At 73.2% G+C, this 14,394-nt stretch carries 14 protein-coding genes; 10 read left to right on the top strand and 4 right to left on the bottom strand.

Translation table 11 applies throughout. The annotated features are described in order from the left end of the window. Nucleotides 1-45: 45 nt before the first annotated feature. The gene (locus ACMCNK_RS30195; protein WP_412739729.1) at nt 46-825 is read right to left on the bottom strand and encodes an enoyl-CoA hydratase-related protein; all 780 of its coding nucleotides are present in this window, start codon (nt 823-825) and stop codon (nt 46-48) included. Between the two features lie 37 nt (nt 826-862). Between ACMCNK_RS30195 and hemW the strand changes: the two genes are divergently transcribed. Next, a complete protein-coding gene (hemW, locus tag ACMCNK_RS30200; RefSeq protein ID WP_412739730.1) occupies nt 863-2,083 on the top strand; it encodes a radical SAM family heme chaperone HemW in 1,221 nt (406 codons plus the stop codon). A gap of 49 nt (nt 2,084-2,132) precedes the next feature. On the opposite strand, the gene ACMCNK_RS30205 is transcribed toward hemW, so the two are convergent. Further along, nucleotides 2,133-2,762, bottom strand: coding sequence for a DUF4870 domain-containing protein (locus tag ACMCNK_RS30205; protein WP_412739731.1), 630 nt, complete (start codon nt 2,760-2,762; stop codon nt 2,133-2,135). A 196-nt stretch (nt 2,763-2,958) separates the two neighbouring features. On the opposite strand from ACMCNK_RS30205, the gene hrcA reads away from it, so the two are divergent. The 3 genes from hrcA (at nt 2,959) to ACMCNK_RS30220 (ending at nt 6,078) form a co-directional block, all read left to right on the top strand. Continuing rightward, complete coding sequence (hrcA, locus tag ACMCNK_RS30210; RefSeq protein ID WP_412739732.1) at nt 2,959-3,981, top strand: heat-inducible transcriptional repressor HrcA; 1,023 nt, start codon at nt 2,959-2,961, stop codon at nt 3,979-3,981. Between the two features lie 55 nt (nt 3,982-4,036). Further along, on the top strand, nt 4,037-5,176 hold the full coding sequence (gene dnaJ / locus ACMCNK_RS30215; protein ID WP_412741036.1) for a molecular chaperone DnaJ: 1,140 nt from the start codon (nt 4,037-4,039) through the stop codon (nt 5,174-5,176). Nucleotides 5,177-5,343: 167 nt separating this feature from the next. Continuing rightward, nucleotides 5,344-6,078: a 16S rRNA (uracil(1498)-N(3))-methyltransferase gene (locus tag ACMCNK_RS30220; RefSeq protein ID WP_412739733.1), complete on the top strand. Its 735-nt coding sequence runs from the start codon at nt 5,344-5,346 to the stop codon at nt 6,076-6,078. Nucleotides 6,079-6,091: 13 nt separating this feature from the next. Here the strand turns inward: ACMCNK_RS30220 and ACMCNK_RS30225 are convergent, their stop codons facing one another. Next, entirely contained in the window at nt 6,092-6,652 is a 561-nt protein-coding gene (locus ACMCNK_RS30225; RefSeq protein ID WP_412739734.1) for a hypothetical protein, read from the bottom strand. 46 nt (nt 6,653-6,698) lie between these two features. After that, complete coding sequence (locus ACMCNK_RS30230) at nt 6,699-9,128, bottom strand: beta-glucosidase family protein (RefSeq protein WP_412739735.1); 2,430 nt, start codon at nt 9,126-9,128, stop codon at nt 6,699-6,701. 83 nt (nt 9,129-9,211) lie between these two features. Between ACMCNK_RS30230 and ACMCNK_RS30235 the strand changes: the two genes are divergently transcribed. The 6 genes from ACMCNK_RS30235 (at nt 9,212) to ACMCNK_RS30260 (ending at nt 14,359) form a co-directional block, all read left to right on the top strand. Next, nucleotides 9,212-9,562 (top strand): HIT domain-containing protein, encoded by a 351-nt coding sequence (locus ACMCNK_RS30235; protein WP_412739736.1) that lies wholly within the window; start codon nt 9,212-9,214, stop codon nt 9,560-9,562. Continuing rightward, a complete protein-coding gene (locus tag ACMCNK_RS30240; protein ID WP_412739737.1) occupies nt 9,559-10,932 on the top strand; it encodes a serine hydrolase domain-containing protein in 1,374 nt (457 codons plus the stop codon). The genes ACMCNK_RS30235 and ACMCNK_RS30240 overlap by 4 nt, the downstream gene beginning before the upstream one ends. 152 nt (nt 10,933-11,084) lie before the next feature. Further along, the gene (locus ACMCNK_RS30245; RefSeq protein WP_412739738.1) at nt 11,085-12,140 is read left to right on the top strand and encodes a PhoH family protein; all 1,056 of its coding nucleotides are present in this window, start codon (nt 11,085-11,087) and stop codon (nt 12,138-12,140) included. Nucleotides 12,141-12,161: 21 nt separating this feature from the next. Next, nucleotides 12,162-12,632 carry an rRNA maturation RNase YbeY gene (ybeY, locus tag ACMCNK_RS30250; protein WP_412739739.1) on the top strand — a complete coding sequence of 157 codons (471 nt, stop codon included), beginning with the start codon at nt 12,162-12,164 and terminating at the stop codon, nt 12,630-12,632. A 4-nt stretch (nt 12,633-12,636) separates the two neighbouring features. Then, the gene (locus tag ACMCNK_RS30255) at nt 12,637-13,995 is read left to right on the top strand and encodes a hemolysin family protein (RefSeq protein ID WP_412739740.1); all 1,359 of its coding nucleotides are present in this window, start codon (nt 12,637-12,639) and stop codon (nt 13,993-13,995) included. Continuing rightward, a complete protein-coding gene (locus ACMCNK_RS30260) occupies nt 13,988-14,359 on the top strand; it encodes a cytidine deaminase (RefSeq protein ID WP_412739741.1) in 372 nt (123 codons plus the stop codon). Before ACMCNK_RS30255 ends, ACMCNK_RS30260 begins: the two co-directional genes overlap by 8 nt. The last annotated feature ends 35 nt before the right edge of the window (nt 14,360-14,394 follow it).

Genomic DNA, 14,394 nt, shown 5'->3' on the forward strand with positions numbered 1-14,394 from the left:
CCGCAGGTCCCCCAGCGTAGTCAACGGGTGCGCGTGACTCTGCGATCAGCCGTCCGTGGCGCTGGGTACCCAGGTGGCCGGGCGCTTTTCCCGGAACGCGGCCACCCCTTCGACGCCCTCGTCCGAGCGGAAGTAGCCCGCGGACTCCTCGGACAGCTCGGCCAGATCCTCGCGGATCGAGTCGGACGGCACCCGGCGCAGCAGCTGTTTGGCGCCGGCCAGGGCGAGCGGGCCGCCCCGCACCAGCGAATCGCAGTACGCGGCGACCGTGGCGTCCAGCGCGTCGTCCTCGACCGCCCGGGTCACCAGCCCGATCTCGGCGGCCCGGACCCCGTCGAACACGTCGCCGGTGAGGTACGTCTCGGCGGCGGCGCGGGTGGTCAGCCGCGGCAGCACCGTGGCGCTGATCACGGCCGGGATGACTCCGAGGCGTACCTCGGAGAACGCGAACGTCGCCGTGCGCGTGCAGACCGCGATGTCGGCGGCCGCGACCAGGCCGAGCCCGCCCGCCCGCGCGGGACCGGCGAGCCGCGCCACCACGGGTTTGGGGAACTCCCACAGCTCGGCCAGCACGTCGGCGAGCAGCTCGGCGGGCACCCGGGCGCCCTCCTTGGCCTGCGCGGTCTCCTTCAGGTCGGCGCCTGAGCAGAACACCGGGCCGGTGTGGGAGAGCACGACGGCCCGCACGGCGGGGTCGTCGTGGGCTGCGGTGAGTGCGTCGAGCAACTCCTCCATCAGCTGGGAGGAAAGCGCATTGCGGTTCGCCGGGCTGTCCAGCGTCACGGTGGTCACCCCGGCGGCGGTGACGGAACGGACCAGATCCATGCGCCCGACCTTATCGGCGACCGTGCACACTTGAGAGATGCCCGGCCCCCTGCCCGACGGCGAGCCCGTACCCAGCGACGGCTCGCTGCCCGCCGCCGCCCTGACCGACGTGGGTGCGCGGGGCTTCGGCGTCTACGTGCACGTGCCGTTCTGCGCGAGCCGGTGCGGGTACTGCGACTTCAACACGTACACCGCGAGCGAGCTGGGCGGCGGGGCGAGCCGGGAGGGGTACGCCGACGCGGTCCTGGCGGAGCTGGCGCTGGCCGCGCGCGTACTGGAGAACCCGCCGCCCCGGGTGGACACGGTGTTCGTCGGCGGCGGCACCCCGACCCTGCTCGACCCGGACGACCTGGCCCGCATCCTGGAGGGCATCGACGTCACGTGGGGCCTGGCCGCGGACGCGGAGGTCACCACGGAGGCCAACCCGGAGTCGGTCACCCCGCGCTCGCTGCAGCGGCTGCGCAAGGCCGGGTACACCCGCATCTCGCTGGGCATGCAGTCGGCCGCACCCGGGGTGCTCGCGGTGCTGGAGCGCCGGCACACCGCCGGGCGGGCCCCGCAGGCCGCGACCGAGGCCCGGGAGGCCGGGTTCGACCACGTCAACCTCGACCTGATCTACGGCACCCCGGGAGAGAGCGCGGACGACTTCGCGGCCTCGCTGGCCGCCGCGACCGGCGCCGGGGTCGACCACGTCAGCGCGTACGCCCTGATCGTGGAGGACGGCACCCGGATGGCCGCGCGGATGCGCCGCGGCGAGCTGCCGTACCCGGACGACGACGTGGCCGCGGACCGTTACCTGGCCGCGGACGCCGCGCTCGGCGCGGCCGGTCTGTCCTGGTACGAGGTGAGCAACTGGGCGGCCACGCCCGCCGCCCGCTGCCGGCACAACCTGCTGTACTGGACCGGCGGCGACTGGTGGGGCCTGGGGCCCGGGGCGCACAGCCACGTCGGCGGGGTGCGCTGGTGGAATGTCAAGCATCCGGCGACGTATGCGGCCCGGATGGCCGAGGGTGCCTCGCCCGGCCAGGCCCGGGAGCTGCTCGGCGACACGGACCGGCATACCGAGGACGTCATGCTGCGGGTCCGCCTCGCCGACGGGTTGCCCCTCGCCGCGCTGGACGCGGCCGGGCTGGCCGGGGCGCGCCGGGCGCACGAGACCGGCCTGCTGGACCCGGCGGCGTACGCGGCCGGGCGGGTGGTGCTGACGCTGCGCGGCCGGCTGCTGGCCGACGCGGTGATCCGCGACCTGCTGCCGTAGCGCGTCGGCGATGGCGCCGGGGGTGAACCCGGCGCCACGACCGGGGGACTTACTTGATCATCGAGACTGTCATCGGGTACTGGTACGGCTCGTTGTTGCTGGCCTTGACCCCGGCGATGATGCCGAAGATCGTGCCGACGATCACCGCGGCGAGGATCGGGATGAACCCGATGAAGATGCACGACAGGGCGTAGCCGACCACCGCGATGATGGTCCACAGCAGCTGGAAGTTCAGCGCGGCCACCGCGTGCTGGCGCACGATCGGGGACTGGTTGCCACGGGCCATCATGGCCACCAGCGGAGCGATCCAGCCCAACGCGCCGCCACCGAGGAACGCGCCGGCCGCGCCGCCGAAGTGGGCGACCATGATCCAGGTCTTGTCCTCGTTGGCGCTGCCCGGGCCGTAGCCGCCGTACTGCGGCGGGGTGCCGCCGGTCGGGTAGCCCCCGGGCGGCGGGCCGTAGCCGCCGGACGGCGGGGGAGCGTACCCGCCCGCCCCGGAGCCGGGCGGCGGGTAGCCGCCCCCGGAGGTCGGGGTGCCGTACGTGGGCGGATGAGGTGCCCCGGGCGGAGGCGGCGGAGCCGACCCGGAGGTCGGCTCGTTGCCTGTGTATGGGTTGAACGGCGCGGTGGGGTCCGTAGGGTTCCCCTCACCGGGCGGGCGCGGCGGTTCAGTCATGCCAGACACGGTAGGGCCGCAGCTCAACACGGTCGAGGTCAACATGCCAACGGCGTCGAAGAATAGACAGTCGGCTAAGGGACCCCCGGCCGGGTGGCGCGCGATCATCGCGCCATCGGTCGCGGCGACGTAGACTGGCACTCGCTCAAGCCGAGTGCCAGTGAGGTGCTGTCGACAGAGCGGGGGGAGGGGTCCGATGAGTCTTGATGACCGCAAGCTCGACGTGCTGCGCGCCATCGTCGAGGACTACGTCGCCACTCAGGAACCCGTCGGCAGCAAGGCCCTGGTCGAGCGGCACCAGCTCGGTGTCTCCCCGGCGACCGTGCGTAACGACATGGCCGTGCTGGAGGAGGAGGGCTACATCCGCCAGCCGCACACCAGCGCGGGGCGGGTCCCCACCGATCTCGGCTACCGGCTGTTCGTGGACCGGCTGTCCCGGGTCAAGCCGCTCAGCCCGGCCGAGCGCCGGGCCATCGAGCGGTTCCTGGTCGGCGCGGTCGACCTCGACGACGTGGTGCACCGGACGGTGCGGCTGCTGGCCCAGCTCACCCGGCACGTCGCGGTCGTGCAGTACCCGAGCCTGTCCCGTTCTGCGGTGCGTCACCTGGAGCTGGTGCCGATCTCCACGACCCGGCTGCTGCTCGTGATGATCACCGACACGGGCCGGGTCGAGCAGCGCCTGGTCGAGTTGCCCGCCCCGGTGGGCCCCGACGACGTCACGGAGCTGCGCCGCCGGTGCAACGAGAAACTGGCCGGGCAGAAGCTGGCGGATGCCCCGCCGCTGGTCCAGGGCCTGGTCGACGAGACCGCCCCGGACCGCCGGACCATGGTGGCGTGCCTGGCCTCGGTGCTGCTGGAGACTCTGGTGGAGCGCACCGAGGAGCGCGTCGCCCTGGCCGGTACGGCCAACCTGGCCCGCGCCAGCATGCTGGACTTCCAGGGCACCCTGCGGCCCGTCCTGGAGGCCTTGGAGGAGGAGGTCATCCTCCTCAAACTGATCGGCGAGGTGGAGCCCAGCACCACCCGGGTCCGCATCGGCGACGAGAACAAGATCGACAATTTGCGGTCGACATCGGTGGTGAGCACGGGTTACGGCCCGGGCGCCACGATTGTGGGCGGGCTGGGTGTGCTCGGGCCGACCCGCATGGACTACCCCGGCACCATCGCCACTGTGCGTGCCGTGGCACGCTACATGGGCGACCTGCTGGCCCAGAACTGACGGATTCGCGACGAGTGCCCGCACGGGCGTGGCAGACATGAGGACTCGAAACCCAGTGGCCAAGGACTACTACGGAATTCTCGGGATCAACCGGGATGCCACCGACGACGAGATCAAGCGCGCGTACCGCAAGCTCGCTCGCCAGTTCCACCCGGACGTCAACCCTGACCCGGAGGCGCACGAGAAGTTCAAGGACATCAACGCGGCGTACGAGGTCCTGTCCGACGACCAGAAACGGCAGATCGTCGACCTCGGCGGCGACCCCCTCGCTCCCGGGGGCGGCGGCGGACCGGCGGGCCCCGGCGGGGCCGGGCCGTTCGTCGGCTTCCAGGACATCATGGACGCGTTCTTCGGCACCGCGGCCGGCGGTGGTGCGCGCGGCCCCCGCCCGCGGACCCGTCCGGGCGCCGACGCGATCCTGCGCCTCGAACTCGACCTGGTGGAGACCGCGTTCGGCGTCGAGGCGCCGATCACGGTCGACACCGCGGTGCTGTGCACCCAGTGCACCGGCGCGGGCACCGCACCCGGCACCCACCTGGCCACCTGCGAGACCTGCGGCGGGCGGGGCGAGGTGCAGTCCGTGCAGCGCACGTTCCTGGGCCAGGTCGTGTCGTCCCGGCCCTGCCAGGTCTGCCAGGGCCACGGCACGGTCATCCCGCACCCGTGCCCGACGTGCGCGGGCGACGGGCGTATCCGTACCCGTCGCTCGCTGACCGTCAAGATCCCGGCCGGGGTCGAGGACGGCATGCGGATCCGCCTCGCCCAGCAGGGCGAGGTCGGGCCCGGCGGCGGCACCGCCGGCGACCTGTACGTCGAGATCCACGAGCGCCCGCACGACGTCTACTCCCGCAAGGGCGACGACCTGCACTGCCGCGTCACCCTGCCGATGACCGCGGCCGCGCTCGGCACCCGGCTGACCATCAAGACCCTCGACAGCGAGGAGGCGATCGAGGTCAAGCCCGGCACCCAGCCCGCCTCCACGCTGCGCATCCGCGGCAAGGGGGTGCCGCACCTGCGCGGCCAGGGGCGCGGCGACCTCTTCGTCCACCTCGACGTCAAGACCCCGACCAAGCTGACCGCGGAGCAGGAGCGCCTGCTGCGCGACTTCGCGAAGACCCGCGGCGAGGACGTGGCGGAGCTCAGCAAGCAGGGCGGCTTCTTCTCCCGGATGCGGGACGCGTTCAACGGCCATTGAGTGGCGCTCCCGGTCGTGGCCTGAGGGTCTTTCTTGCCCCAGGTCCGCCGGGGGCCGGGCCGTCGCTCCCGCGGACAACGGGCGCGGGAGCCCATTCGCCGGACGGCTCATGACCGGGCGCCCGCGCCCTGCCAGGTCCGTGCGATCACAACCGGTACCGTGCGGGCATGTCCGCGCCGCTGTTCCTCGTCGATGACCTGCCCACGGGGCAGACCTTCACGCTCGCCGGGCCCGAGGGCCACCACGCCGCCGACGTGCAGCGGCTGCGCGCCGGTGAGGGGCTGATCCTGGCCGACGGGCGGGGCGGGACGGTCGCCGCCTCGGTGCTGCGGGTGGGCCGCGGCACCATCGACGTGGCGCTCGGCCAGCGCACGTTCGCGCCGGCCCCGGACCCGCGGCTGGCCGTGGTGCAGGGGATCGCCAAGGGGGACCGTGGCGAGCTGGCCGTGCAGGCCATGACCGAGGTGGGCGTCGACGAGATCGTCCCGTGGGCCGCCTCCCGGGCGATCGTCCAGTGGCGTGGCGAACGCGGGGTACGGGCCCGGGAGAAATGGGCGTCCACTGCCCGGGAGGCCGCCAAGCAGGCCCGCCGGGCGTGGCTGCCCGCGGTCGGCGGCGACCCGGACTGCTCCACCCCGCAGGTGGCGGCCCGGATCTCCGCCGCGGCGGCCGCGTTCGTGCTGCACGAGGAGGCCACCGACCGGCTCACGGCGGCCGAGCTGCCCGGCTCCGGTGACATCGTGCTGATCGTCGGGCCCGAGGGCGGCATCGCCGACGCCGAGCTGGGCCGGTTCGTGGCCGCCGGGGCGCTGCCGATGCGGCTGGGCGATTCCGTGCTGCGTACCTCCACGGCGGGGGTGGCCGCGCTGTCCGTGCTCGCCACCCGCCTGGGCCGGTGGTGACCGGCCACATCGGTCAGTCCTCGCCCAGCACCGCCCGCCCGCGCGGCGACAACCGGTAGCCGACCTCCAGGCTCTCGGTCAGCCCCAGCTCCTTGAGCCGCCGCACGTCCCGTTTGAACGACGCCAGATCCGGATAGCCGGCCACCGTGAACAGGTCCCCGGCCCGCACCGCCGGCCGCGCCCCGATGAGCCCCAGCACGGTATGGGTCCACGGGCCGCGCCGGGTCGCCCGGTCCATCCGCTCCAGCTCCGCCACCACCTCGGGCAGCCCGGACACGTCCGCGCGCAACGCGATTCGCGGGTCGGCCCCCGCGTATCCCACCTCGATCCGGTACAGCGGGTGCGCCGGATCACCGGGGATGTCGCCGCGCAACGCCGCCACGTCGGGGTAGCCGGCAGGTTCCGCATCCGCCGGCGCGACGTCGGGGACCCGGGCGACCGCGCGTACCTCGACCAGGCCGATCATCGTGCGCAGCCGGGTGCCGGCCCGCACCCGGGCGGTGCGCCAGCGGCGGAACACCACCGACACCCGGCCCGCGCGGATCCGGTCCAGCGCGTCCTCGCGGAACAGCACCCGCCCAGCGTACGGTGCTTGCGGCGCTCCGGGAGCCGGCTGCCGCTCAGGCGCCGGTGACCGGCGTCCCGGCGGGGACGAGCGTGAGCGTGGCCGTCAGTCGCGGGTCGTCCAGCGCGTGCGCGGCCGTGACGTCGTACGCGCCGAACACCGTGCGCCAGCCGGACTCCCAGACTTGCCAGGTGCGCTCCGGCAACGGAATCCGCACCGTGACCCGCTCACCCGGGTGGCCGTCGACGGAGGCGAACCCGGCCAGCCAGCATTGCGGCCGTTCCGGGTCGGGCTCGGTGGGGCCCGCGTACACCTGGACGACCTCCCGGCCGTACCGGGCACCGACGTTGATCACGGTGACCACGGCCTCGTCCGGGCCCACCTCCAGCGCCTCGTACACCCAGGTGGTGTAGCCGAGGCCGTGGCCGAACGCGTACCGCGGGGTGCGGCCGCTGCGCAGCCAGCCGCGGTAGCCGACGAACACCCCTTCGTCGTACCCGACGACCCCGCCGGTGGTGTCGACGGCCAGCACGGGACAGTCCTTCGCGCGCCGCGGCCACGTCGTGGGCAGCCGCCCGCCGGGTTCCGCGACGCCGAGCAGCACATCCGCCAGCGCCGCACCCGCCGCCTGCCCGGGGAACCAGGTCAGCAGCACCGCGGCCACGTCGTCGGCCCACGGCAACAGCACCGGCGAGCCCGCGTTGACCACCACGACCGTACGTGGATTGGCCGCGGCGACCCGCGCCACCAGCTCGTCCTGGCGGCCGGGCAACGCCAGCGACGTCCGGTCGAAGCCCTCCGATTCGACCTGCTCCGTGGTGCCGACCACGACCACGGCCACGTCGGATTCGGCCGCGATCGCGACGGCCTCGGCGATCATGCCGTCGGCGGCCGGGCCCGGCGCCCGGTGCCCGAGCGTGGTCGCCACGGTGTGCGCCAGGCCGGGCGCGATGTGCTGCCGCAACACCACCTCCACGGGTACGCCGGCCGCCAGCCGCACCCCGGTCCGCCGCTCCTGCGGCGACAGCAGAAGTTCGGTACGGCCCGCCCCGGGCGGGTGCAGCGTCCCGGCGAACCGGGACTCCCCGGCGACGACCAGCTCGAACGTGCCGAACCCGGAAACCGCGAACGTGTGCTCGCCCTCTTCCTCCGGGGTGAACACGGCCCGCAGCTCGATCGTCGTTACCTCGCGCGGGGCGAGCCCACCGGGCAGATCACCGATCCAGCGCAGGCCGGCGCCGGGCAACGTGAACGTGTGCGTGGTGCCGCCCGACAGCGTGACCGTGAAGCCGTCGCCCCACTGCGGCCCGTGCGCCGCCGGCAGGAACGGGCGCGGGTCCGCGCCGACCGCGTACGCGACGTCCACCCCGGACAGTGCCCGGCCCAGCCCTTCCAGCGGTGAGACGACGTGCGGCGGCGTCAGGTGGGCGCTGCCCCCGCCCAGGACCCGGGCGTCCATGGCGAGCGCGCCGATCACCGCGACCCGGGTCAGCGCGGCCGGCTCCAGCGGCAGGGCGAAGTTCTCGTTGCGGGCCAGCACGAACGAGCGGATGGCGACCTCGTGGGCGACCGCGTCGCCGTCGAGGTCCTCGGGCGGGGCGGCCACGGCCGGCGGGATCCCGTCCAGGATGCCGACGCGGGCGGCGAGGCGCAGCACCCGCCGTACCTTGTCGTCGACGACGTCCTCGGGCACCTGCCCGGCGCGCACCGCCGCGACCAGCCGCTCGCCCCACGGGTTCTCCATCGCGGGCATCGCGACGTCGAGGCCACCCAGCGCCGCGTCGACCGTGGACCGGGCGGCCCGCCAGTCGGAGACCACCACCCCGTCGAAGCCCCACTCGCGTTTGAGCACGTCGCTCTGCAGTGGCCCGTTGCTCGCCATGGGCAGCCCGTTCACCGCGTTGTACGCGCTCATCACCCCCCACGAACCGGCCGCGACGGCCCGCTCGAACGGCGCCAGGTACAGCTCGCGCAGTGCGCGTTCGCCGATGTGCACGTCCACGGTCATCCGGTCGGTCTCGAAGTCGTTGCCCACGAGGTGTTTCACCGTGGTGCCGACCCCATGCGCCTGGACTCCGGCCACGAACCCGGCCCCGATCTCGCCGCTGAGCAGCGGATCCTCCGAGTAGCACTCGAAATGGCGGCCACCCAGCGGGGTGCGCTGCAGGTTGACCGTCGGGCCGAGCAGGACGTGCACGCCCTTGCGGCGCGACTCCTGGCCGAGCAGCCGTCCGGCGGTGCGGGCCAGTTCCGGGTCCCAGGTCGCGGCGAGCGCGGTGGGGCTGGGCAACGCGACCGACGGGTCGTCGGAGGACCAGCCGGTGCCCCGGACGCCGACCGGACCGTCCGACATGATGAGCGAACGCAGGCCGATGCGCGGCAGGGCGGGCACCGACCAGAAGTCCGCGCCGGTCAGCAGGGAGACCTTCTCGGTCAGGTCCAGCTGGGCGAGCAGAGGCTCGATCACCTCGTCGTACTGGGCCATGAGAGCGCTCCCTCGATCGTCTCGGTCCACTCTAGTCAGCGGGCAGCCGATCTCCTGTCATACCTAGACCCTAGGATCCTTGCGTGGACACCGACTGCTTGTTCTGCCGCATCGTCGCGGGCGAGATCCCCGCGACGGTCGTGCACGAAACCGACACCACGCTCGCCTTCCGCGACATCCAGCCCAAGGCCCCCGTGCACGTGCTGGTGATCCCCAAGGACCACCACCCCGACATCGCCGCGCTCGCGCTCGCCGACCCGGGCGTCGCCGCCGACGTGCTCGCCGCGGCCGCCACGGTCGCCGAGGCCGAGGGCCTGCGGACGGACGGCTTCCGGCTGATCGTCAACAACGGCTCCCACGCCGGGCAGGAGGTCGCGCACGTGCACGCCCACGTGCTCGGCGGCGCCCCGCTCGGCCCGATGGTGTGCCGGTGAGCGCAGCAGACCGCCTGGAGCGCGCCGTCCGCCGGGTCCAGGCCGACGCGCGCGTCCCCGCCCTCTCCGTCGCACTGCACCGCGCCGACCGCGAGCCGTGGAGCTTCACCATCGGCACGTCCGGCAACCCGGCACACCCGCTGGACGCCGACAGCCGGTTCCGCATCGGCTCGGTCACCAAGAGCTTCACCGCGGTGCTGGTCATGCAGGCCCGCGACGACGGGCTGCTCGACCTCGACGACCCGATCTCCGCCCACCTCGACGTCCCGGGGCACGGCGACGCCACGATCCGCCGGCTGCTCTCGCACACCGCCGGATTCCAGCGCGAGCCCCACGGCGACGTCTGGGACACGCTGGTCTCCCCCGACGCTGCCGGCCTGCTCACCGAGCTGGACCGCGCCGAGCGGGTGCTGCCGTCCGGCCGCCGGTTCCACTACTCCAACCTGGGCCTCGCGGTGCTCGGCCAGCTCGTCGCGCGGCTGCGCGGCGGCACCTGGCAGTCCGTGCTCACCGAGCGCATCCTCACCCCGCTCGGGCTCACCGCGACCACGGTGGCGCCCACCGGTGACGCCGCGGTCGGCTACCTCGTCGACGCGTACTCCGACGCGGTCCGCCCCGAGCCGCAGCCCGACCTCGGCGGTGTCGCTCCCGCCGCGCAGCTGTGGAGCACCGCCACGGACATGGCCCGCTGGGCGGCGTTCCTGGCCGGTCCCGAAATCGTGGACCCGGCCGGGGCCGTTCTCTCCGCGGCGACGCTGGAGGAGATGCGCTGGCCGCACACCACCACCGACGAGGCGCTGTGGGCCGCCGGCTTCGGCCTCGGGCTGCTGTTGCTGCCGCAGGGCAAGCGGGTCGTCGACGTGGGCCACGACGGCGCCATGCCGGGTTTCCTGGCCGGCGTCTACGGCCGTCGCGGCGGGGAGGGAAATCCCGGGGCGCTCGGTGCCGCCGTGCTGGCCTCGTCCGGGACCGCGGTCGCGGCCATCGACCTCGTGCACGAGCTGATGGGCATCGCGCTCGAGGCCGACCCCGCCGAGATCAAGCCCTGGGCCCCGGGCGAGCCCGCGCCACCGGCGTACCGTCCCGTCCTCGGCCAGTGGTGGAGCGAGGGCTTCCCGCACGTCTTCAGCTGGCACGACGGCACCCTGCAGGCCCGAGCCGCCGACGCGGCCCCGGAGCGGCCCCCCGCGGTGTTCCGCCCGTTGCCGGACAACCCGGACATCCTGCGCACGATTTCCGGGCGCGAAGTCGGCGAGTTGCTCCGGCTCACCCGCGACGAGCACGGCACCGTGGTCCGCATGCACTGGGCGACGTACCGGCTCACCCGCAACCTGGAGACCTTCGACCAGCGTTCGCCCTCCGACGGCTGAGCGGGGCCCGGCCGCCGCCGCGACCCGCGGATAATGGGATCGGCGGCGGCCGCGCCGAGCGGATACGATGGCACGATCCCCTTCAGGGCGCCGCCTACCAGCGACGGCGACGAGAACGAGAGCAGGTGGCGTAGGCCGTAGGGCCGCCCCATATGACCGGCACCGAACACAGCAGCGCCGCCGCTCGGGTGCAGACCCGGATCGAGGTCTCCGACCCGAAGATCATGGTGAATCTGCTGGGCCCGAAGGACGAGATCCTCAAGCTGATCGAGCGGACCGTCGTCAGTGACGTCCACGTCCGCGGCAACGAGATCACCGTGACCGGCTCGCCCGCCGACAACGCCACCGCCGAGCGCCTGTTCTCCGAGCTCATCGAGCTGATCGAGAAGGGCGAGACGCTGACGGTCGACGCGGTTCGCCGTACGGCCGCGATGCTCGCGCAGAACATCTCCGAGCGTCCCGCCGACGTGCTGACCCTCAACATCCTCTCCCGGCGCGGACGCACCATCCGCCCCAAGACGTTCGGCCAGAAGCGGTACGTCGACGCCATCGACGCCAACACGATCGTCTTCGGCATCGGGCCCGCGGGCACCGGCAAGACGTACCTGGCGATGGCCAAGGCCGTGCAGTCGCTGCAGGCCAAGCAGGTCAACCGCATCATCCTGACCCGGCCGGCGGTCGAGGCGGGGGAGCGGCTGGGCTTCCTGCCCGGCACGCTCAACGAGAAGATCGACCCGTACCTGCGGCCGTTGTACGACGCGCTGCACGACATGCTGGAGCCGGACTCCATCCCGCGCCTGATGCAGGCGGGCACGATCGAGGTCGCCCCCCTGGCCTATATGCGCGGTAGGACTTTGAACGACGCGTTCATCATTCTCGACGAGGCGCAGAACACCACGCCCGAGCAGATGAAGATGTTCCTCACCCGGCTCGGCTTCAGCTCCAAGATCGTGGTGACCGGCGATGTCACGCAGGTCGACCTGCCCAACAGCACGGTCAGCGGCCTGCAGGTCGTCCGGCAGATCCTCGACGGCGTGGAGGACGTCCACTTCGCGGAGCTGAGCAGCAACGACGTCGTCCGGCACCGCCTGGTCTCCGAGATCGTCGACGCGTACGCACGGTATGACGCCGACCAGCAAGCCACGCAGTCCGTCCATGCCGTGCCCGGGCGCGCCGCCAGTGGTGGCCGCCCCGGGCGGCGGCGCTGATCACGGGGGTAACCGCACCTGATGTCCATCGAGATCGCCAACGAGTCGGGAGTCGAGGTCGACACCGACGCGATCCTCGCGGTGGCCCGGCACGCGCTCGACGAGATGGGGGTCAACCCGCTCGCGGAGCTGTCGATCCTGCTCGTCGACATCGACTACATGGCGGAGCTGAACCACCGCTGGATGGGCAGCGAGGGCCCGACCGACGTGCTCGCGTTCCCGATGGACGAGGGCAGCGTCGACCACGGCCCCGGCGAGGCAGGCACGGGTGAGCCGGCCCTGCTCGGCGACATCGTGCTGGCCCCCGAGGTGGCCGCGAAACAGGCGGTGGCCGCGGGCCACACCGCAGCCGACGAGCTGCATCTGCTGACGGTCCACGGCGCGCTGCACCTGCTGGGTTACGACCACGCCGAGCCGGAGGAGGAGCGCGAGATGTTCGCGTTGCAGAACCGGCTCCTGCAGAGCTGGCACGCCGGGCGGCGGGCCGGCTGACGCCGTGGACACCCCGCTGCTCGCCGCGGACGCCACCGGCGGCCTGCCGGATGTGCAACTGCTCAGCTACGCGCTCGTGCTGGTGCTGCTGGCCGGCCTGGCCTCGATGACGGATGCCGCCCTCACCACGGTCTCCACGGCGCGTGCCGCGGAGATGGCCCGCGAGGGTCAGCGTGGCGCGGCGGCGCTGGCCGCGGTCGCGGGTGACGTGGTCCGGCACGTCAATCTGCTGCTCCTGCTGCGGCTGTTGTGTGAGCTGACCGCGACCACGCTGGTCGCGCTGGTCGCGGTGGACACGTACGGGGCGGGTTGGCGGGCCGCGCTGATCACGGCGGGCGCCATGACCGTGGTGAGCTTCGTGGTGGTCGGCGTGGCGCCGCGCACGATCGGGCGTCAGCACGCGTACGCGATCGGCCGGGCCGCGGGACCGCTGGTCCGGGGCCTGGGCCGGGTCCTGAACCCGCTGGCTTCCCTGCTCATCCTCATCGGCAACGCCGTGACTCCGGGCAAAGGGTTCCCGGAGGGGCCGTTCGGGAGTCAGGTGGAGCTGCGCGAACTGGTCGACCTGGCCGAGCAGCGCGGGGTGGTGGAGCACGGCGAACGCCAGATGATCCACTCGGTGTTCGCGCTCGGCGACACGATCGCCCGCGAGGTGATGGTGCCACGTACCGAGATGGTGTGGATCGAGGCGCCCAAGACGCTGCAGCAGGCACTGGTGCTGTTCCTGCGTTCCGGCTTCTCGCGGATCCCGGTGATCGGCGACAGCGTCGACGACGTGCTCGGCGTGCTGTATCTGAAGGACGTGATCCGGCGTACCCAGAGCGGCGACCCGGCGGCGGGCGCCGAGCCGGTCGCCGAGGTGATGCGGGCCGCCACGTTCGTGCCGGAGTCCAAGGCGGTCGACGACCTGCTGTCGGAGATGCAGGCCGCCCGCACCCACCTGGTGATCGTCGTCGACGAGTACGGCGGCACCGCCGGCCTGGTCACGATCGAGGACATCCTGGAGGAGATCGTCGGTGAGATCACCGACGAGTACGACGTCGAGCGCCCACCTGTGGAGCACCTGGACGACGGCGCGGTGCGGGTCACCGCCCGGCTGCCGATCGAGGACCTGGGCGAGTTGTTCGGGGTCGAACTGCCCGCCGACGAGGTCGAGACGGTCGGTGGCCTGCTCGCCCAGACGCTGGGCCGGGTGCCGATCCCCGGCGCGTCCGTGGACATGGGCGGGCTGCACCTGATCGCGGAAGGCACCACCGGGCGGCGCAACCGCATCGACTCGGTGCTCGTGCGGCGGGTGCCCGCCAAGGCCGAGCATCCCCAATCCAGCCCGGAATCCGAAGAGAGACAGCACGCCGATGCCTGATCCGACCATCGCCCCCGCCGCTGCCGATGCGGCGCTGAGCACCGAGGACGCCAAGCTGGTCACGCTCGCCCGCAGCGCGCGGGCCCGCGTCGGGGCCGTCGAGGGCGCCGCGGTGCGCGATCAGGACGGCCGTACGTACGCGGCGGCCAGTGTTGCGCTGCCCAGCATGTCCATCACCGCGTTGCAGCTCGCGGTCGCGTCCGCGGTCGCGGCGGGTGCGACCCGGCTGGAGGCCGCCGCGGTGGTGACCGAGGCGTCGAATCTGGACGGTGCCGGCCACGCGGCGGTGCGTGACCTGGCCGCGGATGCTCCGATCCATGTCGCGGGGCCGGACGGCGCGCTGCTGGGCACGGTCACGGAATGAGCGACGCGCCGCAGTCGCCGCGCGATGGCCGGTCC

It is taken from the genome of Krasilnikovia sp. MM14-A1259 (genome assembly GCF_047159535.1).
GTDB lineage: Bacteria > Actinomycetota > Actinomycetes > Mycobacteriales > Micromonosporaceae > Actinoplanes.